Below are 24,135 nucleotides of genomic sequence, written 5' to 3'. Positions count from 1 at the left end.
TCTCATTATCGAATCGGGAGGATCAGTGACCCAGACCCAGCCGGAAGCACCTTCGGCCACCGCCGGGACGCGCGCGGGCATCATCGCGGACGGCGTCGTCAAGCTGCTGCTCGGCGCCGCCTACCTGATCGCCGCCGTGCCCCTGGGCGACCTGCTCGGCGTGCCCACCTGGCTCATGGCCGCCTCGGGCGCGGCGCTGCTCGGCTGCGGAGCGGCGGAGATCGGCTGTGTCCGCCGCCGCTCCGCGCGCACCTACCTGCGGTTCCTCGCCGCCTACGACAGCGGCTGGGTGCTGGCCACGCTCGTCGCGGCGCTGATCGCCCGGCGCGGCGGCGACGCGGGCGGTGACCTGTGGATCGGCTACCAGACGGCCGCCCCGCTCGCGTTCGCCGCGCTGCTTCTCACCCGGCGGTCATGAGCCGCGTCAGCCGAGCCGCAGGTCCCGGCGGCGGAACGCGGCCAGGCCCGCCGCCGTCAGGGCCAGTGCGGCGAGCAGGAGCCACGCCAGCGGCAGCAGGTCCGGCGAAGGGCCGGGAAGCCGCGGGACGTGCGTGAACGGCGACAGGTCCCGGACCGGCTGGCTCAGGTCCAGGACCGCGCCGAACAGCGTGATCGTCACCGTCACGCCCACCACCGCCCACGACGCTCCGGAGAGCCCGGGGAGCAGGCCGAACAGCAGCACCGCGACCCCGGCGATCAGCCACACCGCCGGAGCCTGCGCCAGCGCCGCGCCCAGCAGGCTCGGGACGTCGCCCGGCCCGCCCCGGCCGAGGGCGTGCATGACGCCCGTGGCGAGGCCGCCGACGGCCAGCAGCGCGGCCGGGCCGGCGAACGCGAACAGCAGGTGGCTCGCGAGCCAGCGCAGCCGCGACACCGGTGCCGACAGCAGCGGTTCCGCGCGCAGCGACGCCTCTTCGGCGTGCGGCTTGAGCGACGCCGACACCGCGTACGCGGCGGCGAAGAGCCCGAGCATCTCCATGACCGAGGAGAAGTAGGCGTCGGTCGCGCCGGACCCGCCGCCCATACGCGTCATGATCTCCCGCATCTCCGGGTTGTCGCGCATGAGGTCCTCGATGCTGCCCGCGACGGCGCCGTACACGACGCCGAGGACCGCGACGCCCGCGAGCCACCCGTACAGCGTCCGGCTGTGCAGGCGCCACGCCAGCCCGAACACGCCCGACAGCGCGCGCGGCGCCCGCGCCGGGCCGAGGCGCGGGGGCAGCACGCCCGCGCCGAGGTCGCGCCCGGCCGAGAGCCGCGCCGCGAGCGCCGTCAGCAGGACGGCGAGCGCGACCGCCGCGAGCAGCGGCCACCAGTTCTCGTCGGCGTAGGGGCGGAGCCGCTGCGTCCACCCGAACGGCGACGCCCAGCTCAGCCACGACAGCCCGTTGCCGACGCCGCCCACGTCCGCCGCGAGCCGGACGACGTACGCGCCGCCGAGCGCCGCGATGGCCAGGCCGCGCGACGCTCCGGCGTTCTCCGCGAGCTGTGCCGTGACGCCCGCGACGGCGGCGAAGACCAGTCCGGCCAGCGCGAGCTGGCCGCCGAACGCGATCGAGCCCGCCACCGGCGAACCCTGCGCCGTCATGCCCGCCGCGACGAGGACGCCCGTCGTCAGCGCGGCCCCGCCCGCGACGATCAGCGCGGCGGCCAGGCTCGCGCCCCGGCCCAGGACGAGCGAGCCGAGCAGCTCGCGGCGCCCCGCCTCCTCCTCCGTCCGGGTGTGCCGGACGACGGTCAGCGCGCACGCCAGCGCCACGATGACGACGACGAACTGCGAACGCTGCGCGACGATCGCGCCCAGCGTCGGGTCGTACAGCGGCCCGTACAGCGCGAGGAACGTGGGGGTGTTCGCGGTGCTTTCGGCGTAGGTGAGACGTTCGGCCGCCGTGGGGAACAGCTCGTCCGTCGCCGGGACGATCGCCGCGGGCAGCAGCCCGAGCGCCAGCGTCCACAGCGGCAGCACGACGCGGTCGCGGCGCAGCGCCAGCCGGACGAGGTGCCCGGTGCCCGTCAGCGCGCTCATCGGGCGGCCTCTTCGGGCAGTTCGTCGGTGTAGTGGCGCAGGAAGAGCTGCTCCAGCGTCGGCGGACGGCTCGTCAGCGACCGGACGCCCAGCGGCGTCAGCCGCTCCAGCACCTCGCCGATCCGGGACGACTCCACCTCGAACCGCAGCCGGTCGCCGTCCACCTGGAGGTCGTGCACCTCGCCGAGGTCGCCGGGCGGACGGTCCAGCTCGACGTCGATCGACGTCCGCGTCAGATGCCGCAGCTCGTCCAGCGTGCCGCTCTCGACGGTCGCGCCCTTGCGGATGATCGTGACGCGGTCGCACAGCGCCTCGACCTCCGACAGCACGTGGCTGGACAGCAGGACGGTGCGCCCGGCCGCGCGCTCCTCGCGGACGCACTCCTGGAACACCTCCTCCATGAGCGGGTCCAGGCCGGACGTCGGTTCGTCCAGGATGAGCAGTTCGGCGTCGGACGCCAGCGCCGCGACGAGCCCGACCTTCTGCCGGTTGCCCTTGGAGTAGGCGCGGCCCTTCTTGCGCGGGTCCAGCTCGAACCGGTCGAGCAGGTCGGCGCGGCGGCGCGGGTCCAGGCCGCCGCGCATCCGGCCGAGCAGGTCGATGACCTCGCCGCCGGACAGGTTCGGCCACAGCGTCACGTCGCCCGGCACGTACGCCAGGCGCCGGTGCAGCGCGGTGGCGTCGCGCCACGGGTCGCCGCCGAGCAGGACGACGCGGCCCGCGTCGGCGCGCAGCAGCCCGAGCAGGACGCGGATCGTCGTGGACTTTCCCGAGCCGTTGGGGCCGAGGAAGCCGTGCACCTCGCCCTGCCGGACGGTGAGGTCGAGGCCGTCCAGGGCGCGCGTCCGGCCGAAGGACTTGGTCAGCGCGGACACCGTGATCGGATGGTTCGTCATCGCAACACCTCGATGGTGGATGTGGGCATGCTTCCGCCTGCCTGTGGCGGTGTGCCGGAGGACGATCGGGTCAGGGGGCGGGCGGGTCGGAGTCGCCGGGCGCGTCGTCCATGAGGGTGCTCAGCGCCGCGCGGGCCTGCTCGGTGAACTCGGGCGTGACGAGGGCGTGGGAGAAGACGTCCAGGGCGGCCCTGGCCAGCCGGGGGTAGCCCTCGGGTGTGAGCGTGTTGCCGCCGAGGGAGCGCGACAGGTGCTCGTGCAGGACGATCATGCCGAAGCTGAACGCCGTCAGGACGGCCGCGTAGGCGTGCGGGTCGTCGGTGGCGGGCGGGTTCATGCCGGGCATGCCGTGTTCCGTCATGTCGCGGGTGAGCGCGACGGCGTCGTCGAAGAGCGCCGCCGCGCGCGGCGAGCCGTCCACGAGGGCGCGTGCCAGGTACGTCTGGATGGGGATCGCGGCGGACATCGCCACGGCCAGGAACCCGGTGTCACCGGCGCCGCCGCCGAACGACCTGGTCTTGATGTCGCGGATCGTGTCGATCGCGTAGGCGTCGCACGCCTCGCGCAGCGCAGCCTTGTTCGGGAAGTGGTGCTGGACGAGCCCCGCCGACACCCCGGCGGCGTCGGCGATGCCGCGGATCGTCGCGCCCTTCTCGCCCTTGGCGGCGAACTCCTCCAGCGCCACGCTGAGGATGCGGGTCCGTGCGTCCATCGTCGCTCCCATACGTTTGTACGGTACCGACGATACACCCGTATGGCATACATGTGTATTGGGGGTCAGGCGCGTTCCGCGAACCGCTCCGCCTTGGCGATCGGGCCCGCCACCAGGATCACGTCGCCGTACTGGAGGATCGTGTCGGCGTCGGCGTAGGTGAACGACTCGCCGGGCGACTTCACCGAAACCACCGTCACGCCGTGCCGCGACCGCAGCCGCGTCTCGCCCAGCGGCACGCCCACCAGGTCCTTGGGCGGATGCGTCTTGACCAGCGCGAAGTCCTCGTCGACCTCGATGTAGTCGAGCATCCGGCCGCTCACCATGTGCGCGACGCGCTCGCCCATGTCGTGCTCGGGCAGCACCGTGTGGTGGGCGCCGACGCGCTCCAGGATCGTGCGGTGCTGGAGCGTGACCGCCTTGGCCCAGATGTCGTCCACGCCCAGCTCGTCCAGCAGCGACGTGGTGAGGATGCTCGCCTCCAGGTCGCCGCCGATCGCGACGACGGCCCGGTAGAACTCCCCGACGCCCAGCTCGCGCAGCGCGTCGATGTCGGTGGAGTCGGCGGCGGCCACGTGCGTCAGCCGTCCCGCCAGACTCTGGACGATCTTGGGCCGGACGTCGATGGCCAGCACCTCGGTGCCGCGCGTCGCCAGCTCCAGCGCCAGCGCGGACCCGAACCGGCCGAGGCCGATCACCACGACGGGAACCCTGCTCGATTCAGCCAACGATCGGACGCTCCTCTGGAAGGGTGTAGCGGCGGGTGCGCTCGCGCAGCGCCAGCGCGGTCGCCAGCGTCAGCGGTCCCGTCCGCCCGACGAACATGAGCACGACCAGCAGGACGTGCCCGGCCGGCGGCAGCTCGGCGGTCAGGCCCGTCGAGAGCCCCACCGTGCCGAACGCCGACAGCACCTCGAACAGCACCCGGTCGAGTGTGTGCGGGGTCAGCGCGAGCAGCACGACGGTCGAGAACGCCACCATCATGCCGCTCAGCATGACCACCGCCATCGCCTGACGCGGCGTGCCGTCGGCCAGCCGCCGGTTGCCGATGTTGATGTGCGTCTCGCCGCGCATCTCCGCCCAGACCAGGAAGACCAGGACGCCGATCGTCGTCACCTTCACGCCGCCGCCGGTGCCCGCGCTGCCCGCCCCGATGAACATCAGGATGTCGGTGACGAGCAGGCTGTCGGGGTTCATCGCGGCCGTGTCGACGCTGTTGAAGCCGCCGCTGCGCGGCATCACGGCCGCGACGAACCCGGCCAGCCAGCGGGCCGGTTCGGGCAGCCCGCCCAGCGTGAGCGGATTCGTCCACTCCGTGGCGGTCAGGACGGCCGTGCCGCCGCCGACCAGCACGGCCGTCATCGTGACCGTGATCCGCGTCAGCACCGACCACGTGCGCGGACGGCGCCACGAGCGCGCCAGCTCGAACACGACCGGGAAGCCGAGGCCGCCGACGATGACGGCGACGCTGATCGGCAGGCAGATCCACGCGTCGGTGGCGAAGCGCATCAGGCTGTCGGGCCACAGCGCCATGCCGCCGTTGTTGAACGCCATCACCGAGTGGAAGACGCCCAGGTACAGGGCGCGCAGCGGCCCCTCGCCGTAGGCCAGCACGAAGCGGCCCGTCAGGACGGCCGCCAGCAGCGCCTCCGACACCAGGCTGAAGATGACCACGTTGCGGACGACGCGGCGGACGTCCGTCGTCGCCAGCGTCTTCGTCTCGACCTGGGCGGCCAGGCGGGCGCGCAGGCCGAGCCGTCCGGACAGCAGGAGCGCGAACAGCGTCGCGATCGTCATCAGGCCGAGGCCGCCGACCTGCACCAACGCCATGATCACGAGCTGGCCGAACAGCGACCAGTGCGTGCCGGTGTCGACCGAGGCCAGGCCGGTGAGGCAGACGGCGGACGTGGCGGTGAACAGCGCGTCCACGCTCGTCGCGCGGCCCGGTCCGGGGGTCGCGGCCGGAAGCGACAGCAGGAACATGCCGGTCAGCACGGTCAGGCCGAAGCCGGTGACGACGACCTGCGCGGGGTGGGTGAAGCGGTCGAGCAGCCCCCTGCGCCGCGTGAGACCCCGCATGCCCCCGCCCCCTCGTGAAATGACCAGGACACATATCAGCACATCGAGGGACGTGGATGGACCTGTCGGCTCAGGTGTGACGCACGCCGTAGTACAGATGGGTGACGCCGTCGCCCTCGATCACGCGGGGGCCGTCGAGGACGCGCGGCGTTTCCGTCAGGTGGGCGAAGAACGGGATGCCGTCGCCCAGCAGGACCGGGGCCAGGTTGACGCGGATCTCGTCGAGCAGGCCCTCGTTCAGGCAGCCCTGCACGACGTTCGCGCCGCCGACGCCCACGTCGCCGTCCCCGGCCAGCTCCCGCGCCGCCGCGACCGCGTCGCGCAGGCCGGTGGTGACGACGGTGATCGGTGACGTGCCGCCCTGCGGCACCTCCGCCGGGGCCTCGTGCGTGACCAGGACGACCGGGACGCCCAGCGGGTGGCTGCCGTCCCAGCCGCCGGTGATGTCGTAGAGGCGGCGCCCGGTGACCAGGGCGCCCAGCGTCGCCATCGTCTGCCGGAGGTGCCCCGCCGACGCCTGCGAGGTGTGCCACACCATGTCCGAACCCGGCGTCGGCACCTCGACGTCACCGTTGTCGTACCAGTCGAAGATCGGCCCGACCCCGTCCTGTGGGTCAGCGACGAACCCGTCCAGCGACATCGTCATCTCGGCCACGACCTTGCCCATGTTTGCTCCCCTTTTGTCCCGCCGGTCGCGGTACAGACATCCCCACCCTGCGAAGTCATCACCGCTCCACCCGCCGATCATGCGCGAGCCCGGGAATCCGTCGGCCCGAAGTGACCGTTGGGCGCGGGGGTTGGGTCCTTCCGGAGGGGTGATCATGGGGTGGGAGGTCTGATGGGGGTAGATCTGGGAGTACGGCGGCCTTCGGGGGCGGCGGGCGGGTTCTGGATCGTCGCGGTGGCGTTCGCGGTGCTCATGGCGTTCGGGACCGCCCCGACGCCGTTGTGGCCGCTGTACGCGGCGCGCGACGGGTTCGGGCCGACGACGCTGACCGCCGTGTTCTCCGGGCTCGTCATCGGGGCGGCGTTGAGTCTGCTCGGGGTCGGGCATCTGTCGGACCGGCTCGGACGGCGGCGGATGGCCGAATGGGCGCTCGGGGCGGCGGCGCTGGCCGCCGTCGTGTTCGCCGGATGGGAGGACGTGCCCGGGATTCTGGCCGCGCGGGTACTGAACGGCGTCGCGATCGGGCTCATGGCCGGAACCGCGACGAGCTACCTGTTCGACCTGTACGCGCGGGCGTACCCCGGGCGGAACGCGCGTCCGGCGGCGATGGTCGCGACGGCGGCGAACCTCGGCGGGCTCGCGCTCGGGCCGTTCGCCGCCGGGCTCGTCGCGACGTGGACGTCCGATCCGCTGCTGTACACGCAGATCGGGTTCGCGGTGGCGCTCGGCGTGATGCTGGCGCTCGTCGCGCTGGTGCCCGAGACCGTCGACACCGGCAAGGCGGGCAGACCGCCCCGGTTCGCGTTGCGGCCCGCTGGGCGGACCGTGTTCGGCTCGGCGGGGCTGCTGGGGTTCGTCGCGTTCGGGCTGTTCGGACTGTTCGCGTCGCTCGGGTCGAGCGTCGTCCGCGACCTCGGCGTGGACGCGCCGCTGCTGTCGGCGCTGCCGACGATCGTCATGTTCGCGGTCGCGGCGTGCGCGCAGATCGCGCTGGACCGGGCGCCGTGGCGGCGGGTGCTGCTCGGCGGCGCCGTCGCCTTCCCGGTCGGGCTCGCGCTGGCCGCGCTGGCGCTCGTCCACCCGGCGTACTGGCTGTACGTGCTCGGCGCGGCCGTCGCGGGCGGCGGTGCGGGGCTGCTGTTCAAGACGGGCCTCACGCGCGGTGCCGAGGTCGCGCAGCCGTACTCGCGCGCGGGCGTCCTCGCCGTCTTCTACACGATCGCGTACGTGGGCATGGCCGTTCCGGCCCTCCTGTTCAGTCTCGCGCTCCGGGCCTTTTCGACGCCCGCGACGATGATCGGCTGCGCCGTCGCCCTCTCGCTCTGCGCCCTCACCGCCGCCCTCGGCGTCTACCGCAAGCACTGAGGCTCCGGCTGGACTTCGGCTCGAACGTGCGTCTTGCCCGGATCTCGCTCATGGGCACGTCCTGCCCGGTTTCGCGCAGACGCGGGACGGGGCCTGGCGCTCAGCCGGGGTTTCGTGCGCGCACGCTCGTGACGGGCTGGCCGCACCCGCCTCGCCTTGGTCTCGTGTGCAGGTGCGCCCTATGGGGGTCTCGCGCGCATGCTGGTAGGCGGGACCTCGCGTACACGCGCTCGGGGTGGGCCGCGCGTCCGGCTGGGTGTCGGAGGTGTGCGTGTGTGGCCTTGCGGGGTCGTGCGTGCGCGTCGTGGTGGTGTCGGGCGCCGGTGGGAATCGGCGTCACTGCTGGGGTTATTGGCGGCTCAGCGCGCGGCTCGTCCCGGCGATGATCGTGGTGGCGAGAATCCAGCCGAGGAGGACGAGGGCGTAGGCGAGCCACTGGTGGGCGCCTGCGGGCTTGAACGACCTCTCCTGGCCGAAGTCGATGATCGGGAGGAGGAGGTCGAGCGTGTAGAAGAGCGGGTTGAAGGCCGGGTGCTCGTCGGCCTTGAGGGGTTCGGGGTGGTGGAGGCCGTAGGCGAGGGTGCCCGCCGTCAGGAGGGCGACGAGCCAGGCGGCGGCGCGGCGGGGGCGGTAGCCGTAGCCGACGGTGACGTCCTGGAGCAGGCCCCACGTGCGGGCGTACCACGGGAGGGTGCGGCGGTGGCGGCGGAGCCTGGCGAGCTGGACGGTGCGGGCGGCGCTCTCGTCGCCCCGGTTGCGGTAGTCGGCGGCGAGCTGCTCGTAGCTGTGCGGGACGTGGCCGTCCATGTCGCGGTCGAGCATCGCCAGCCGCTCGGACGGGGGAAGCGGCGGGTTCAGCGCCGTGTACGTCAGGCCCGCCAGGCGGACGCCGTCCGCCCACGTGTCGGCGCGGAGTTCGAGCACGTCGATGCGCGACCGGCGGACGCTCACCAGGCCCTCGACGGGATGGGCGTGCCGCATCCACAGCTCGCCGATCGTGCAGCTACTGGCCCGCAGGGCGGTGCGGCCCGGGTGGCTCAGCCTCGCGCCCGTCAGCACCAGACGTCCCGGGATACGCGCGCCGCGCAGCTCGATCTGGCCAAAAGCCCGTAGGTCGTCCGCGAGCACGTTAGACCCGACGCTCAGCGACTCGGCGTCCAGCGCCATCCCGTCCCCCGAACCCGCGCCACGCGGCCCCCGGCCGGGCGCCGTCTCCCCGGGTGCCGTCTCCCCGGGTGCCGTCTCCCCGGGCGGTGCCTCGCCTGGTGGCGTCTGTCCGGGTGGCGTTTCGCCCGGTGGTGTTTCGCTGGGTGGCGTGCCGTCGTGCGGCGTCCGGTCAGGCGGCGTCGCTCCGGATGGCGTCTCGCCCGGCGGTGTCTCGCCTGTCGGTGTTTCGCCCGGTGGTGTTTCGCCAGGGGGCGTGCCGTCGTGCGGCGTTCGGCCGGGTGCCCTCTCCCCGGCTGCCGTCTCCCCGGGCGGTGTCTCGCCTGGTGGTGTCTCTCCGGGCGGTGTCTCTCCGGATGGTGTTTCGCTCGGTGGTGTCTCGCCGGGGTGTGCGCCGTCGTGCGGCGTTTGGTCGGGTGGCGTCTCGGCGGGGGGTGTGCTGTTGTGGGGTGGTTCGGCCGGGGAGCCTAGGTGGGCGCGGATCAGGTTGGCCTGGCCGCCGATCGTGGCGCCGCTCAGGCGCAGGCCGCCGGGGGCGTGCAGGCCGATCGCCCACAGGTCGTCCTGGACCGTGGCGTGGTGGAGCTGGACGGGACCGTCGAGGACGGCGTCGTCGGCGAAGAGCGCTCCCGCGATGCGCGCGCCGCCCAGTTTGGTCTCCCCGGCGATGTGGCAGCCGGTGAGCCGGAGGACTCCGTCCACGTGCAGCGTCGCCGCCTCCAGCGCGGGCAGGTGCGACCGGCTCAGGTTGAGCTGCCGCATCCGCGCGCCGTACAGCGCGGGCGTCTCGGTGAAGTGGCAGTCGGCCAGCACGATGGGGCACGGCACCTCGGAGTACCGCAGGTCGAGGACTCCGGTCACGCAGGCTCCGCGCACCCGCAGCGCCGCGACCTCCCCTTCGTCGGCCGTTCCGGCGAGCAGCAGCCACCGCAGCACCTCACCCCGCACCCGCCGCCGCGCATCCCACGAGGCGCCGTCCCGAGGGTCCTCCCCCTCCTCCCGAAGATCGACCACCGCACCCGACGAGAACGCCCGAGCGATCCGCCGCTCCACCACACTCAACCGCCCGATCTCCACCACCCGAACCTCCCGCCCCCACCACCCCCTGTCAAGATCACCCCAAACCCCCACCCAACGCCCACACGCCCAACACCCAGACGCCCACACACCCGACGCCCACACACCCAGCGCCCACGCGCCCGACGGTCGCCCAACGCCCGCGCACCCAACGCCCAGCGCCCACGCACCAGCGCCGCGCATCCAAGGCCCGCGCCTCCCGGCCCGCGCCCCACACCCGCCTATCCGGACGCCCGCACGACCAGTGCCTGCGCCGGAGATCCGCGCGCCCAGCGCCCGCGCGCTCAACGCCGCGCCTCCGAGGCCCGCGCGCCCAACGCCCGCGCCGGAGATCCGCGCGCCCAGCGCCGTGCCTCCGAGGCCCGCGCCTCCCGGCCCGCGCCCACGCCTGTGTATCCGGACGCTCGCACGACCAATGCCTGCGCCGGAGATCCGCGCGTTCACCCCCCGCGCGTTCACCCCCCGCACGTTCAACGCCTGCGCCGTCAATCCCGCGCGTCCGGTGCCCGCGCGCCCCACGCCCGCGCATCTCACGCCCGCGCATCTCACGCCCGCGCATTGCGTGTCCGCGCATTGCGTGTCCGACGCCTGCGTCCGGCGCCTGTGCGTGCACGTTCGGTGCGTGTGTCTGGTGCGGGTGTGTTCGGTGTCCTTGCGTTTGGTGTTGGCGTGGTTGGTGGTAGTGCCTTTGGGTGTTTGTGGGTGGTGGTCAGAGGTTGCCGAGGATGTGGGTGATGGTGATTTCCAGGACGACTCGGTTCGGGTTCGCGCGGGGTTCTCGGTAGCGGTCGGTGTAGCGGGCGACGGCTTCGGCTACGTGGGACGGGTCCGAGTTGACGGTGGCGTGGCCCTCCAGGGTGGACCAGCGGCGGCCGTCCACCTGGCAGAGGGCGACGGGGGAGCCCTGGGCGTTGCGGGCCTTGACCGTCGAGGCCGAGGTGATGACGCGGGCCAGGCCCGCGTCGGGGTCGAGGGTGGCGCCGACCGGGACGACGTGCGGGGTGCCGTCCGGGCGGAGCGTGGTGAGGGTGCAGACGTGGCGTTCCGCCCAGAAGGCGAGGAGGGCCGGGTCGTGCAGGGAGATGCGGTGGTCGATGGGCCGGGTGGGCTGCATAGTGTTCCTTCCTGGGTACTCGCCGTGAAGGGTCTCAGAACCGGCCGGGGCCCGGCACGTCGGTACCCTGTTATTGCAAACGAGTTGCAGTAGGGGAGGGTGGCATGCGGACGGCAGAGGTCAAGCGGCGATTCCTGGAGCATTTCGAGGCTCGCGGGCACACGGTGGTCGGGAGCGCCCCGCTGCCCGCCGATGATCCCACCCTCCTGTTCGTGAACGCGGGCATGGTGCCGTTCAAGCCGTACCTGCTCGGCCAGGTGAGCGCGCCCTACCCGCGCGCGACGAGCGTGCAGAAGTGCGTCCGCACCATCGACATCGACGAGGTCGGCAAGACGACCCGGCACGGCACGTTCTTCCAGATGAACGGGAACTTCTCCTTCGGCGACTACTTCAAGGAGGAGGCGATCCGCTTCGCGTGGGACCTGTCCACCACGCCGGTCGCCGAGGGCGGGTACGGACTGGACCCGGACCGAGTCTGGGCGACGGTCCACCGCGACGACGACGAGGCGTACGGCCTGTGGCGCGACGTCGTCGGCCTGCCCGAGGAACGGCTCGTGCGGCGCGGCATGGCCGACAACTACTGGTCGATGGGCGTGCCCGGCCCCTGCGGCCCGTGCTCGGAGCTGTTCTACGACCGCGGCCCCGCCTACGGCCGCGAGGGCGGCCCCGACGCCGACGAGGACCGCTACATCGAGTTCTGGAACCTCGTCTTCATGCAGTACGAGCGGGGCGCGGGCACCGGCAAGGACGACTTCCCGATCGTCGGTGAGCTGCCCGCCAGGAACATCGACACCGGCATGGGCCTGGAGCGCATGGCGACGCTGTTGCAGGGCGTCGACAACCTGTACGAGATCGACGAGACCCGCCCCATCCTCGACCGGGCCGCCGAACTGACCGGCAAGGACTACGGCGCGCGCTCGGGCCCGTCGGCGGCCGAAAGCCACCCCGACGACGTGCGGCTGCGCGTTGTCGCCGACCACGTCCGCACCGCGCTGATGCTCATCGGCGACGGCGTCACCCCGGCCAACGAGGGACGCGGCTACGTGCTGCGCCGCATCCTGCGGCGGGCCGTGCGCGCCATGCGCCTGCTCGGCTACGACGACCCGGCGCTGCCCGAGCTGCTGCCCGTGGCCCGCGACACGATGGCGCCCTCCTATCCCGAGCTGGCCGCCGACTTCGAGCGCATCGCGTCGTACGCGTACGGCGAGGAGGAGGCGTTCCGGGGGACGCTCAAGCAGGGCAGCGTGCTGCTCGACCGGGCGCTCGGCGACGGCGCGCTGCCCGCCGCGACGGCGTTCCGGCTGCACGACACCTACGGCTTCCCGATCGACCTCACGGTCGAGATCGCGGCCGAGCGCGGCCTGGACGTGGACGTCGCCGGCTTCCGCGCGCTGATGGACGAGCAGCGCCGCCTGGCCAAGGCGGACGCGCTGGCCAAGAAGGCCGGGCACGCCGACACCGGGCTCTACCGGGCGGTGCTGGACGAGTCCGGCCCGACCGAGTGGCTGGCGTACGAGACCCTCGACACCGACTCGGTGATCCAGGCGATCTTCAGCGACGGCGTCCCGGTGACGACCGCGCCGGACGGCTCGGTCGTCACGCTCGTCCTCGACCGGACGCCGTTCTACGCCGAGTCGGGCGGGCAGGAGAGCGACGCCGGGCGGATCGAGGGGCCGGGCGTCTCGGCCGAGGTGCTGGACGTGCAGCGGCCGGTGCGGGGGCTCGTCACCCATCTGGTGCGGGTGACGGGCGGCGAGCTGGCGGTCGGTGCGCACGTACGGGCGCACGTCGATCCCGAGTGGCGGGTCGGCGCGCGGCAGGCGCATTCGGGCACGCACGTCGTGCACGCGGCGCTGCGGCAGGTGCTCGGCCCGGCGGCGCTCCAGTCCGGCTCGTACAACCGGCCCGGTCACCTGCGGCTCGACTTCGCCTGGCGCGGCGGGCTGTCGGCGACGATCCGGTCGGAGGTGGAGGAGGCGGCGAACGTCGCGCTGCGCCGCGACCTGCCCGTCGCCGTGCGGTACATGCCGCTGCCGGAGGCGCGCGAGCTGGGCGCGCTCGCGCTGTTCGGCGAGACCTACGACGACACCGTCCGCGTGGTGGAGATCGGCGGGGCGTGGTCGCGCGAGCTGTGCGGCGGGACGCACGTGCGCAGCGCCGCGCAGATCGGCACGATCGCGATCACGGGGGAGTCGTCGGTGGGCGCGGGGCAGCGGCGTGTCGAGGCCGTCACGGGCATCGAGGGGTTCCGCTACCTGGCGCGCGAGCGCGACCTCGTCGCGCGGATCGCCGAGCAGCTCGGCGCCCCGGCGGCGGAGCTGCCGGACCGGATCGCCGCGCTGGTCGACCGGGTGAAGCACGCCGAGCGGGAGGCCGCACGGCTGCGCGACGAGCGCACGACCGGCGAGGCCGCCCGGCTCGCGGACGGTGCCGCCGACCTCGGCGGCGTCGCCTACGTCGGGACCTCGACGGACGGCGATCCCCGCGCCCTGGCGGGCCACGTCCGGGACCGGATGGCGGGCGACCGCCCGGCCGTCGTCGTGGTCGAGGGGCCGAAGAGCACCGTCGCGACGACGAACGGCGCCGCCCGCGCCCGGGGCCTGTCGGCCGCCGACCTGCTCAGGACGGCTCTGCGCGGCAGGGGCGGCGGCACGCCCGAGACGGCGCAGGGCCCGGCCGGTGGCACCGACACCGTGCAGGCCGTGGCGGACCTTCTCGGCGCACGCTAGGACGAGCCGCCGGGCCCGCTCTGCGGCGGAGGTGCGCTCGTGCGGGTGATGCTGCGGGGCCATGACGTCTCCCGTCGTCGATCCGGTCTCGCAGCACATGCTCGGCCCCCCGACCGCCCTTCCGGCGAACTTTCCTCAGCCTGTGGACAACCCGATCGCCGGATCGCCCGCAGGCCGGGGAAGTCCGAATCCCGAACCGTGTGAAGCCGATTGGGCACGGTGGGTAGCGGCTATACCTCTTTTGATCATCGAGGGGGGCCGATGGCGGAGACGAGACGGGCGGCGCCCGGGTTCACGTTCCTGCTCGGCGCGGGCGCGACCGTGCTGGTGCTCGCGGGCATCCGCGAGGCCGGGTCGATCGTCGGGCCGGTGTTCCTCGCCGTCATTTTCACGATCGCCGTCAGTCCGCTGCGCGGGTGGCTGAAGAGGGCGGGGGCGCCCGGCTGGGTCGTGTTCGCGGCGCCGCTCGCGACGGTGCTGCTGGTGCTGCTCGCCCTGCTGGCCGCGATCGGGCTGTCGGCGGCGAAGCTGGCGTCGATGCTGCCGTCGTACACGGGCGAGTTCGACGCGCTGCTGGCGACCGTCACGGCCAGGCTCAGCGCGTGGGGCGTCGATCCGACGAAGGTCCGGGAGACGCTGACGACCCTCGACCCCGAGCGCGTTCTGCCGATCGTGCAGGGCTTCCTGTCCAGCGCGATCGGGGTGTCGTCGGCGGTCGTCCTCATCGTGATCACGCTGGTCGGGCTGGCGCTCGACTCGATGACGCTGGACGAGCGCATCGCCGAGCTGCGGCACGGCCACCGCGACCTCGCCGACGCGCTCGGCCGCTTCGCCGACGACACCAAGCGCTACATCATAGTCAGCGCCGTGTTCGGCCTGCTGATGGCCGCGATCGACACGATCTCGCTCACGCTGCTGGGCGTCCCGCTGCCGCTGCTGTGGGGGTTCGTATCGTTCCTGGCCAACTTCATCCCGACCGTCGGCTTCGTGCTGGGCCTGATCCCGCCCGCCCTGCTCGGCCTGCTGGACCAGGGTCCGTGGACGATGCTGGGCGTCATCGGCGCCTACTGCGCGAGCAACTTCGTCACCCAGTCGCTGATCCTGCCGCGCTTCCTCGGCAAGGCGGTCGGGCTGTCGGTGGCGCTGACGATGCTGTCGCTCGTCGTGTGGGGCTGGCTGCTCGGCCCGCTCGGCGCCGTCCTCGCGGTCCCGCTGACGATGCTCGCCAAGACGCTCCTGCTCGACGCCGACCCGGGCAAACGCTGGGTCTCCCGCCTGCTGGGCGGCTCGGTCTAGGCGGGGCGCAGTCGGCGGCGGTAGACGAACCAGCACGCGGCGACGGCGACCACCAGCGGGGCGCCGACGAAGCCGACGAGGGTGCGGTACTCGTCCAGGGCGGTTCCTGCGGTGCGGCCTGCCAGGACGAGACCGGCGCCCCAGGTGACCGCGCCGGCCGCGTTGACGAGGGCGAAGCGGCGGTAGGGGACGCCCGCCTCGGCGGCCAGCCGGGGGAGCAGCGTACGCAGGCCGCCGGTGCAGTGGCCGGTGAAGATCGTGCGGCCCGGGTGGGAGCGCGTGTAGGCGAGGGCGCGCGCGTGGCGGAGGCCGAGGCGGCGCCGGACGAACGCCGTCAGCGGCCCGGTGCGGGTGCCGCGCAGGTAGCCCCAGTGGGCACCGGCGGCGGTGGCGGCGACGACCGTGACGCATACCGCGACGAGCGGACGGCCGCCGTGCGCCGGGTGCGTGACGAAGCCCGCCGTCAGGGCGGTGGCGGCGCCGGGCAGCAGGAGCCCGGCGAGCAGGCCCGACTCGGCGGCCAGGAGGAGCGCGAGAGCGGCGAGCAGCCACGGCAGCGGGAGGGCGGCGAGCTGGTCCAGGAGCGCGGTGATGGGACGGCCTCCCCCCCCGGCGGTATGCGCCGGACGGGGGACGGCGCACGGTACGTCGACCCTATCCGGTGACGTGCGGGAAGCGAGGTGCGTGGCCGGTTCCGGGCTGATCACGGCTGTCTGTGGCGGACGAGCGGCGGCAGCACGAATGATGGACGTATGCGTCGGTGGGTGCTCGTCTGGATACTCGTCTCCGCTGTCGTGGTGATCGTCGCGTCGGTCCTGTTCGTCGTCCCGCTGCCCGGGCTGGACGACGCCGACAAGATCGCCAGCCTGGTCGGTGCGACGTCCGGGCTGCTGTCGCTGGGCGTCGCCGTCTGGGCCGCGCTGCTGAGCCGCCGCGCGCTGCCCGCGCCGCCCGGTTCCGCCGACGGGCTCGCGGCGGCCGTCGAGGAGCTGGCCGCCGCCGTCCGCGACCAGTGGCACGAGGAGTCGATCACCCGCAGCCTGGGCGACAACGACCGGCTGCTGACGCTGCGCTGGTCGGTCCGGAACGCCGCCGCGAACCCGGGGCCGCCGCAGGTCCGGGAGCTGAACGGTCCCGTGCAGGTCCTCGACGCGTACCGGGCGACGGGCGCGCGGCGGCTGGTCGTCGTCGGCGGGGCGGGCAGCGGGAAGTCGGCGCTGGCGGTGCTGCTGACGCGCGGGGTGGCCGAACTGCGGACGGCCGGGGACATCGCGCCGGTGTACGTGTCGCTGGCGTCGTGGAACCCGGAACTGAACGGCCTCCGGACGTGGCTGGCCCGGCGGCTCGCGGAGGACTACCCGTTCCTGCGCGGCCGGGACGCGATGGGCAAGGACATGCCGGAACGGCTCGTCCGCGCGCCGGGCGCGCTGCTGTTCGTGCTGGACGGCCTGGACGAGATCCGGGCCGACCTGCGCGTCCGCGCGCTCCGGGAGATCGGCCGCGCCGGGCTCACCGACCTCGTCCTCACCTGCCGCGAGGACGACTACGACGCGGCGCAGCGCGCGGGCGGCATCACGGTCGCGGGCGCGGCGCACGCCACGATCGAACCCCTCGCGGTGGCCGACCTGGACCCCGACTTCTTCGCGCACGGCTGCACACCCGAGCAGGCCGCCCGCTGGGTGCAGGTGCTGGACCGCGTGCGGCGGCGTCCGGGCGGACGGCTCGCGCGGACGCTGCGGACGCCGCTGATGGCGGCGCTGGCCCGGGACGTCTACCGCCATCCCGCCCGCGACCCCCGCGATCTGCTCCGTACCGCCCAGTTCCCGACGACCGAGGCGATCGAGCGCCATCTCGCCGGAGCGCTGGTCCCCGCGCTGTTCGGGACGCTGCCGCTGGACGAGCGGCGGCGCGGCTGGGAGGGGCGCGACGCCGAACGCTGGCTGCGGTACCTGGCGGCGGGGCTGCCCGCCGACGGGACGATCCGCTGGTGGGAACTGTCCCGTTACGTCCGGACGCCGGACCGGGTGCTGTCGGCCGTCTTCGGCGCCGTCACGGTCGGCCCGGCGATCGGCCTGGGCTTCGCGCTGCTGTGGGGCACGCTCGCGGGCGTGGTCATCGGCGCGGCGTTCGCGCTGGTGATGGCCGTGGCGGCGGCGCGGACGCTGCCGCCGCCGTCGGCGCTGTACCTGGGCGACCTGCGCTCGCCGGTGGCGCCGCTGGCGGGGGCGATGGTCGTCGGCGCGGTCGCGGTCGTGGTGTGCAGCATCCGGGAGGGGCTGGCGTTCGGCGTGCCCGCCGGGCTCGTCCTCGGGGTGCCGATCGGCTTCGTCTACCTGTGGGCGAAGCCCGACGCGACGGTCCGTCCGGTGACGCCCCGGCGGCTGCTGCACCAGGACGTCTGGGTCGCGGTGACGTTCGGTCTCACCTACGGCCTGACGACGGGCGCCGTGGTCGGTTTCGCGGTGGACGTGCTCTACGGGGCGGTCTTCGGCCTCTTCTGCGGACTGTCGGGCGCGTTCCTGTACGGGCCGGTCTGGCTGGCGGCGTTCCGGGTGGACAACGCGGGCGTCATCGGATGGATGCACTACACGTTCGCGCGGCTGCTCCTGGTGCCGCGCGGGCGGCTGCCGTGGCGGACGCTGGCGTTCCTGGAGGAGGCGCACCGGCGCGGCGCGCTGCGGCAGGTGGGCGCGGTGTACGAGTTCCGGCACAAGGTGGTGCGGGAGGCGCTGGCGGAGCGCACTACGCCGTGACGTCCCGGCGCGGGCGTCTCGCCCGGTAGACGATGGCCGGGGGCAGGTTGGCCCAGATGACCGGACTGACGGACACCGAGGCGAATGAGGCGGAAAGAGCCGACGCGAGGCGCCGCGCCGGAGGTGCCCAGAGTGCGTGGACATAGGCGTAGGTGGTGAAGCAGCCGTCGTCGGTGAGGGCGTCGCGGACCAGGCTCAGGATGGCGCGCTGCCGGTCGGCGGGCAGCACCGCCCACGGCAGGCTGCTGACGACCGCGTCGACGGGCCCGACGCCCCGTCCGGCGAGGACGTGCCCGAGGTCGGCGGCGTCGACGCACGCGACCTCGACGTCCGGCCACCGGCCGGCGACGAGCCCGGCGAGCCGGGGGTTCACCTCGGCGGCGAGCTGGCGCAGCGGCGCCCGGCGGCGGATCGCGGCGGTGACGGCGCCGGTGCCGGGGCCGAGTTCGACGACGACGCCGTCGCGGGGGACGACCCGCGCGAGCACGTCGGTGAGAAGTCGCCCACTGGGCGCGATCGCGCCCACGCGCACAGGATCGCGGAGGAACTCGCGGAAGAGGACGGACGCGTCGGAACCCACCCGGTCACCGTACCGCCGGACGACCCTCGGGGGCGCGGGCAAAGACTTCTTACGGAGTCCGAACGGTTCCGGTGAGGTGGGCCGAAACCGTTCCTGGGACGCCTAGCGTCACCTGCATGCGAGTGCTGCTCACCGGCGCGTCGGGCTTCATCGGCGGCGCCGTCGCCGAGGCGCTGGACGCGGCCGGCCACGACGTCCGGCCGTTCGACCTGCGCACCGGACAGGACGTCCGCGACGCGGGCGACGTCGCCCGCGCGCTGCGCGGCGTGGACGCCGTGTGCCACCAGGCGGCCAAGGTCGGGCTCGGCGTGGACGTGTCCGACCTGCCCGACTACACCTCGCACAACGTGCAGGGCACCGCCGTGCTGCTCGCCGAGATGGCGCGGGCGGGCGTCGCCGCGCTCGTGCTGGCGTCGTCGATGGTCGTGTACGGCGAGGGCGCCTACCGGTGCGCCGAGCACGGCGCCGTGGCGCCGGGCCCGCGCGCCGGGGAGGCGCTGCGGGCGGGCCGGTTCGAGCCGCCGTGCCCGCGCTGCGGCGCGGCGCTGCTGCCCGGCACCGTCACCGAGGACGCCCGCCTCGACCCCCGCAACGCCTACGCCGACAGCAAGACGGCGCAGGAGCACCTGGCGGCGTCGTGGGCGCGGATGACGGAGGGGTCGGTGGCCGCGCTGCGCTACCACAACGTCTACGGGCCCCGGATGCCCCGGGACACGCCCTACGCGGGCGTCGCGGCGCTGTTCCGGTCGCGGCTGGAGCGCGGCGAGCCGCCGCTGGTGTTCGAGGACGGCGCGCAGCGCCGCGACTTCGTGCACGTGCGCGACGTCGCCCGCGCGAACCTGCTGGCACTGGAGAACCCGCCGGACGCGGGCACGCTGCGCGCCTACAACGTCGCGAGCGGCACGCCGCGCACCATCGGGGAGATGGCCGGGGCGATGGCCGACGCGTACGGCGGTCCCGAACCGGTCGTCACCGGGCGGTTCCGGCTGGGCGACGTCCGGCACATCGTCGCCGCGCCCGGCCGGGCGCGCGACGAGCTGGGCTTCGCGGCGCGGGTGCCGTTCGGCGAGGGCGTGGCGGCGTTCGCGGTGGGCGGCTGAGGTGGGCGCCGACGTGATCCTGCCGTGTCTGGACGAGGCCGCCGCGCTGCCCTGGGTGCTGACGCGGATGCCCGACGGCTACCGGCCCATCGTGGTCGACAACGGTTCCACCGACGGGTCGGCGGAGGTGGCCGCCGCGCACGGCGCGCTGGTCGTGCACGCGCCCCGGCGCGGGTTCGGTGAAGCCTGCCACCACGGGCTTTCCGCCGCTACCGCCGATGTCGTCTGCGTGCTGGACGCCGACGCCTCGCTCGACCCGCGCGACCTGCCCCGGCTCGTCGCCGCGCTGGACGGCGCCGATCTGGTGCTGGGCCGCCGCCGTCCGCGTGGGCGCGGCGCCTGGCCGCCGCACGCCCGGCTCGGCAACGCCGTGCTGGCCCGGCAGCTCAACCGGCGGGCGGGCACGCGGCTGCGCGACCTCGGCCCGATGCGCGCGGCCCGGCGCGGGGACGTGCTCGGCCTCGGGCTGACCGACCGGCGGTTCGGCTACCCGCTGGAGATGGTCGTGCGGGCGGCCGAGCACGGCTGGCGGATCGCCGAGCTGGACGTTCCGTACTATCCGCGCACCGGCGACTCCAAGGTGACGGGCACCCTCGGCGGCACGGTCCGGGCGGTCCGTGACATGCGGCGCGTTCTCGCTCAGGTCGCCCGATGACGGCCGGAACGCTCGCGGTGATCGCGAAGGAGCCGGTGCCGGGGCAGGTCAAGACGCGGCTGACGCCGCCGTACTCGCCGGAGCAGGCCGCCGCGCTGGCCGCCGCGTCGCTGGCCGACACGCTCGCCGCCGTCGTGGGTACCCCGGCCGCCCACCGCGTCGTGGTGCTGCGCGGACGACCCGGGCCGTGGCTGCCGCCGGGGGTGGACGTCGTCGCGCAGCGGACCGGCGGGCTGGACGAGCGCATCGCGCACGCCTTCGAGAGCTGCCCGGACGGTCCCGTCGTCCTCATCGGCATGGACACCCCGCAGGTCACCCCGGGCCATCTCCTCGACGCCCTGCACGCGCTCACCGGCCACGATGCCGTGTTCGGCCCCGCCGCCGACGGCGGCTTCTGGCTGCTCGGCCTGCGCGAGCCCGACGGGGACGTGGTGCGCGGCGTCCCGATGTCGCGTCCCGACACCGGCCGCGTCCAGCTCGACCGGCTGCGCGGGCGCAGCGTCGCGGTGCTGCCCACGCTGCGCGACGTCGACACCGCCGCCGATGCCGCCGCCGTCGCCGCGCAGGCGCCCGGCGGGCGGTTCGCGGCGGCCGTCCGGAACGTCCCGTGATCGGGCCGCTGTACGCGCGGGCGCTCGACGGCGCGGGCGGCGTCGAGATCGAGGACGCCGCCGGGCACCGCCGTCCGCTGCCGGTCGAGACGTGGCGGACGCTGCGGCCCGGCGACCGGGGCCTGCTCGATCGCGCGCGGGGACCGGTTCTGGACGTCGGCTCGGGCCCCGGCCGCCTGACCGTGGCGCTGACGGAGCGCGGCGTGCTGGCGCTCGGCATCGACGTCGCGGCGTCGGCCATCGCGCTGACCGTCGCGGCGGGCGGACCGGCGCTGTGCCGGGACGTGTTCGGGCCGCTGCCCGGCGAGGGCGACTGGGGGACGGTGCTGCTCGCGGACGGCAACATCGGCATCGGCGGCGACCCGGTGGCGCTGCTGCGGCGCGCGCGGCGGCTGGCGCCGAGCGGTCGGGTGCTGGCCGAGCTGGCGGAGCCGGGGCTGGCGTCCCGGGTGGAGCGGCTGCGGCTGCGGCGTCCCGGCGCGATCGGCGAATGGTTCCCCTGGGCGCACGTGTCGGCGGCCGACATCGTCGCGTACGCGTCGGTCGCGGGGTTCGCCGAGACCGACGTGTGGGAGGAGGCGGGGCGATGGTTCGCCGTCCTCGAATGAGCCCGCTGCACGACGAGCGGCTGGCCGCGTGGCTGGGCGTGGCGCTCGGGGCGAGCCTGGGCGCGGTGTTCCTCACCGGCCTGGTCAGCCACTTCATGCAGAACGCGCCCGCGTGGGCGGCGTGGCCGTCGCGGCCGGTGAACCTGTACCGGGTGACGCAGGGCGTGCACGTCATCGGCGGGCTGGCGATCATCCCGCTGCTGCTGGCCAAGCTGTGGACCGTCTACCCCCGGCTGTTCCGGTGGCCGCCGTTCCTGGGCGCCGGGGACGCGGTGGAGCGCGCGGTCGTCGGGCTGCTGGTGCCGGCGGCGCTGTTCCAGGTCGTCACCGGGCTGTTCAACATCGCGTACTGGTATCCGTTCCCGTTCTTCTTCACCGTCGCGCACTACTGGACGGCGTGGATTCTCGCCGGGGCGGTGCTCGTCCACGCGCTGAACCAGCGCCGCAAGGTCGCGCACGCGATGATGACGAAGCCGGACGACGCGGTGCCCCGGCGCCGGTTCCTGCTCGCGGTGGGGGCGACGAGCGGGGTCGTGGTGCTGACGACGGTGGGGGAGACGCTGCGTCCGCTGGCCCGGCTCGCGCTGCTGGCCCCGCGCCTGCCCCGGACCGGGCCGCAGGAGCTGCCGGTGAACCGCAGCGCGTACGCGGCGGGCACCACCGCGCTGGCGAACGACGACGGGTGGCGCCTCCGCGTGACCGGACGCGTCGCGCGCCCGCTGGTGCTGTCGCGCGCCGACCTGCGCGCGCTGCCGCAGCGCACCGAGCGGCTGCCGATCGCGTGCGTCGAGGGGTGGAGCGCGTCCGCGACCTGGACGGGCGTCCGCGTCCGCGACCTGCTGGACCTGGCCGGGGCGGCGCCGGACGCGCGGGTGCGCGTCGAGTCGCTGGAACGGACCGGGGTCTACCGGCGGTCGTGGCTGGACGCGCCGCACGCGCGCGATCCGCTGACGCTGCTGGCACTCGGCGTCAACGGCGCCCCGCTGGACGCCGACCACGGCGCGCCGCTGCGGCTCGTCGCGCCGAACCGGCCCGGCGTCATGCAGACCAAGTGGGTCGGGGAGCTGGTCGTGACGTGATCAAGGTCGGGTACGCGGTGGGCGCGGCGGCGATCCTGTACGGGCTGCTGGGGATCGTCCGGGAATCGGAGCCGCTGGGATGGCTGGTGTGGTTCGCCGGGATGGTGATCGCGCACGACCTCGTGGCGCTGCCGCTCGCGCTGGCGGCGGGGACGCTGCTGAGCCGGTGGCCGTGGCTGCGGGCGACGGCGGCGGCGTGCCTGGTGGTGACCCTGATCGCGCTGCCGATGGTGCTGCGGCTGGGGGAGCGGCCGGACAATCCGTCGATTCTGCCGCAAGATTACGGGCGGAACCTGGTGGTCGTGCTCGCGGTGATGATCGTGACGGCGTCGCTGGTGCGGATGCGGCGGGCGCGGTGAGGCGCTGGGTTCCGCTCGCGCTGTGGGCGCTGCTCGTCGCGGGCGCCTTCGTCGTCGGGGACGTGCTGCGGCGCGCGGGAATCGAGACCGAGGACGCGCTGCCGCCGCTGCACGCCCATCCGCAGCTCCCGTCGGCGTGGATCGTCCCGGCGGTGGCGGGCGCGGCCGTCGCCGTCGCGGCGCTGCCGCCGCTGGCCGCGCGGCTGCCGTGGCGGTGGCTGCTCCCCGCGAGCTGGGCGCTCGCGGCGGGCTGGGCCGTCGTGCTCGCCGTCGCGGACGGGCCCGGCTCGCTGACCCGCCCGCTGGAGGCGCCCACCGAGTACCCGGCCGCGATCGGCGCCGTCGACGCCGACCCGGGCCTGTGGGTCCGCACCTTCGCCGACCGCCTCTACGCCTACACGACCCACGTGCGCGGGCATCCGCCGCTGCCGACGCTCGTCGTGTGGGCGCTGGACGCGGTCGGCCTGCACGGCACCGGCTGGTCGGCGGCCCTGGTGATCGGCGCCGGGGCGTCGGCCGTCCCGGCGGTGGCGCTGACGCTCCGGGTCCTGACGGACGAGTCCGTGGCCCGCCGGGCGCTGCCGTTCCTGGTCCTGGCACCGCTGGCGGTCTGGGTCGCGACGTCGATGGACGCGTTCTTCCTCGGCGTCGGCGCCTGGGGCACGGCGTTCCTCGCCCTCGCGACGCGGAGCCGCGCGGCGTGGCCGTGGGCCGTGGCGTCGGGGCTGCTGCTGGGCTCGCTGCCGTATCTGAGCTACGGGCTGCTGCCGCTGTTCGCCGTGCCGCTGGTCGTCCTGATCGTCCGCCGTCCGGCCTGGCCGGTGTGGGCGGCGCTGGTGTGCGGCCTGGTGGTCGTCCCGGCGGCCTTCACCGCCGCCGGTTTCTGGTGGTTCGACGGGGTGGCGGCCACCCACGAGACGTACCTGATCAGCCGGGGCTCCGCGCAGCGCACCTACGCCTACTTCGCCGTGGCGAACGTCGCCGTCCTGGCGCTGCTCACCGGCCCGGCGACGGCCATGGCCCTCCCCGAGACCCGGCGGCACCGCCGCAGCCCGCTGGTCTGGCTCGCCGCCGCCGCGCTCGTCGGCACCCTCGCCCTCGACCTGTCGGGCGTCACCCGGGGCGAGGTCGAGCGCATCTGGCTGCCCTTCGCGCTCTGGATGGTCCCGCTCGCGGTGCTGCACCGGCCCCCGGCCCGGCTGCTCCTGGCGGCGCAGGCGGTCACCGCGCTGGCGATCCAGGGGTTCGTGCTGTCGGAGTGGTGA

At 74.4% G+C, this 24,135-nt stretch carries 22 protein-coding genes; 12 read left to right on the top strand and 10 right to left on the bottom strand.

The window, feature by feature from the left end; all coding sequences use genetic code 11:
- Nucleotides 1–25: 25 nt before the first annotated feature.
- The gene (locus C229_RS0104675) at nucleotides 26–418 is read left to right on the top strand and encodes a hypothetical protein (RefSeq protein WP_018653919.1); all 393 of its coding nucleotides are present in this window, start codon (nucleotides 26–28) and stop codon (nucleotides 416–418) included.
- Between the two features lie 6 nt (nucleotides 419–424).
- Here the strand turns inward: C229_RS0104675 and C229_RS0104670 are convergent, their stop codons facing one another.
- From C229_RS0104670 to C229_RS0104645, 6 genes are all read right to left on the bottom strand, one after another.
- Nucleotides 425–2,026 (bottom strand): ABC transporter permease, encoded by a 1,602-nt coding sequence (locus C229_RS0104670; protein ID WP_018653918.1) that lies wholly within the window; start codon nucleotides 2,024–2,026, stop codon nucleotides 425–427.
- Nucleotides 2,023–2,922, bottom strand: a complete 900-nt coding sequence (locus C229_RS0104665; RefSeq protein WP_018653917.1) for an ABC transporter ATP-binding protein — start codon at nucleotides 2,920–2,922, stop codon at nucleotides 2,023–2,025. The genes C229_RS0104670 and C229_RS0104665 overlap by 4 nt, the downstream gene beginning before the upstream one ends.
- A 70-nt stretch (nucleotides 2,923–2,992) precedes the next feature.
- Complete coding sequence (locus tag C229_RS29400) at nucleotides 2,993–3,634, bottom strand: TetR/AcrR family transcriptional regulator (RefSeq protein ID WP_018653916.1); 642 nt, start codon at nucleotides 3,632–3,634, stop codon at nucleotides 2,993–2,995.
- Between the two features lie 65 nt (nucleotides 3,635–3,699).
- Nucleotides 3,700–4,362 carry a potassium channel family protein gene (locus C229_RS0104655; RefSeq protein WP_205624416.1) on the bottom strand — a complete coding sequence of 221 codons (663 nt, stop codon included), beginning with the start codon at nucleotides 4,360–4,362 and terminating at the stop codon, nucleotides 3,700–3,702.
- A complete protein-coding gene (locus tag C229_RS0104650) occupies nucleotides 4,355–5,713 on the bottom strand; it encodes a TrkH family potassium uptake protein (RefSeq protein WP_018653914.1) in 1,359 nt (452 codons plus the stop codon). Before C229_RS0104650 ends, C229_RS0104655 begins: the two co-directional genes overlap by 8 nt.
- 70 nt (nucleotides 5,714–5,783) lie before the next feature.
- Nucleotides 5,784–6,380: a dihydrofolate reductase family protein gene (locus tag C229_RS0104645; RefSeq protein ID WP_018653913.1), complete on the bottom strand. Its 597-nt coding sequence runs from the start codon at nucleotides 6,378–6,380 to the stop codon at nucleotides 5,784–5,786.
- A gap of 171 nt (nucleotides 6,381–6,551) precedes the next feature.
- Between C229_RS0104645 and C229_RS0104640 the strand changes: the two genes are divergently transcribed.
- Entirely contained in the window at nucleotides 6,552–7,745 is a 1,194-nt protein-coding gene (locus C229_RS0104640; protein ID WP_081639721.1) for an MFS transporter, read from the top strand.
- A 348-nt stretch (nucleotides 7,746–8,093) separates the two neighbouring features.
- Here the strand turns inward: C229_RS0104640 and C229_RS34015 are convergent, their stop codons facing one another.
- Entirely contained in the window at nucleotides 8,094–9,857 is a 1,764-nt protein-coding gene (locus tag C229_RS34015; RefSeq protein WP_205624415.1) for a hypothetical protein, read from the bottom strand.
- 838 nt (nucleotides 9,858–10,695) lie between these two features.
- Nucleotides 10,696–11,100, bottom strand: a complete 405-nt coding sequence (locus C229_RS0104630) for a pyridoxamine 5'-phosphate oxidase family protein (RefSeq protein WP_018653910.1) — start codon at nucleotides 11,098–11,100, stop codon at nucleotides 10,696–10,698.
- A gap of 104 nt (nucleotides 11,101–11,204) precedes the next feature.
- Between C229_RS0104630 and alaS the strand changes: the two genes are divergently transcribed.
- Nucleotides 11,205–13,829, top strand: a complete 2,625-nt coding sequence (gene alaS / locus C229_RS0104625) for an alanine--tRNA ligase (RefSeq protein ID WP_018653909.1) — start codon at nucleotides 11,205–11,207, stop codon at nucleotides 13,827–13,829.
- Nucleotides 13,830–14,090: 261 nt separating this feature from the next.
- Nucleotides 14,091–15,125 carry an AI-2E family transporter gene (locus C229_RS0104620; protein WP_018653908.1) on the top strand — a complete coding sequence of 345 codons (1,035 nt, stop codon included), beginning with the start codon at nucleotides 14,091–14,093 and terminating at the stop codon, nucleotides 15,123–15,125.
- Here C229_RS0104620 and C229_RS29390 read toward each other — a convergent pair.
- Nucleotides 15,122–15,832: a DedA family protein gene (locus tag C229_RS29390; protein ID WP_018653907.1), complete on the bottom strand. Its 711-nt coding sequence runs from the start codon at nucleotides 15,830–15,832 to the stop codon at nucleotides 15,122–15,124. The genes C229_RS0104620 and C229_RS29390 overlap by 4 nt on opposite strands.
- A 45-nt stretch (nucleotides 15,833–15,877) precedes the next feature.
- Between C229_RS29390 and C229_RS32595 the strand changes: the two genes are divergently transcribed.
- Entirely contained in the window at nucleotides 15,878–17,878 is a 2,001-nt protein-coding gene (locus tag C229_RS32595) for an NACHT domain-containing protein (RefSeq protein ID WP_018653906.1), read from the top strand.
- Here the strand turns inward: C229_RS32595 and C229_RS0104605 are convergent.
- Complete coding sequence (locus C229_RS0104605; protein WP_018653905.1) at nucleotides 17,868–18,458, bottom strand: class I SAM-dependent methyltransferase; 591 nt, start codon at nucleotides 18,456–18,458, stop codon at nucleotides 17,868–17,870. The two genes, C229_RS32595 and C229_RS0104605, sit on opposite strands and share 11 nt — an antisense overlap.
- A 116-nt stretch (nucleotides 18,459–18,574) precedes the next feature.
- On the opposite strand from C229_RS0104605, the gene C229_RS0104600 reads away from it, so the two are divergent.
- Genes C229_RS0104600 through C229_RS0104570 form a run of 7 tightly spaced genes read left to right on the top strand, consistent with a single transcriptional unit; the run spans nucleotide 18,575 to nucleotide 24,135 of the window.
- Nucleotides 18,575–19,558 carry an NAD-dependent epimerase/dehydratase family protein gene (locus C229_RS0104600; RefSeq protein WP_026313432.1) on the top strand — a complete coding sequence of 328 codons (984 nt, stop codon included), beginning with the start codon at nucleotides 18,575–18,577 and terminating at the stop codon, nucleotides 19,556–19,558.
- A gap of 13 nt (nucleotides 19,559–19,571) precedes the next feature.
- On the top strand, nucleotides 19,572–20,213 hold the full coding sequence (locus C229_RS0104595; protein WP_240487073.1) for a glycosyltransferase family 2 protein: 642 nt from the start codon (nucleotides 19,572–19,574) through the stop codon (nucleotides 20,211–20,213).
- Nucleotides 20,210–20,824: a TIGR04282 family arsenosugar biosynthesis glycosyltransferase gene (locus tag C229_RS0104590; protein WP_018653902.1), complete on the top strand. Its 615-nt coding sequence runs from the start codon at nucleotides 20,210–20,212 to the stop codon at nucleotides 20,822–20,824. The genes C229_RS0104595 and C229_RS0104590 overlap by 4 nt, the downstream gene beginning before the upstream one ends.
- Nucleotides 20,821–21,432, top strand: a complete 612-nt coding sequence (locus tag C229_RS0104585) for a class I SAM-dependent methyltransferase (protein ID WP_018653901.1) — start codon at nucleotides 20,821–20,823, stop codon at nucleotides 21,430–21,432. The genes C229_RS0104590 and C229_RS0104585 overlap by 4 nt, the downstream gene beginning before the upstream one ends.
- Nucleotides 21,429–22,511, top strand: a complete 1,083-nt coding sequence (locus C229_RS0104580; RefSeq protein WP_018653900.1) for a molybdopterin-dependent oxidoreductase — start codon at nucleotides 21,429–21,431, stop codon at nucleotides 22,509–22,511. The genes C229_RS0104585 and C229_RS0104580 overlap by 4 nt, the downstream gene beginning before the upstream one ends.
- Entirely contained in the window at nucleotides 22,508–22,870 is a 363-nt protein-coding gene (locus C229_RS29380) for a hypothetical protein (RefSeq protein ID WP_018653899.1), read from the top strand. The genes C229_RS0104580 and C229_RS29380 overlap by 4 nt, the downstream gene beginning before the upstream one ends.
- Nucleotides 22,867–24,135: a hypothetical protein gene (locus C229_RS0104570; protein ID WP_018653898.1), complete on the top strand. Its 1,269-nt coding sequence runs from the start codon at nucleotides 22,867–22,869 to the stop codon at nucleotides 24,133–24,135. Before C229_RS29380 ends, C229_RS0104570 begins: the two co-directional genes overlap by 4 nt.

This window comes from Actinomadura flavalba DSM 45200 (genome assembly GCF_000374305.1).
Taxonomy (GTDB): domain Bacteria; phylum Actinomycetota; class Actinomycetes; order Streptosporangiales; family Streptosporangiaceae; genus Spirillospora; species Spirillospora flavalba.
Note: the sequence above shows the minus strand (reverse complement) of the source record. Positions and strands in the feature narration are given on the sequence as shown.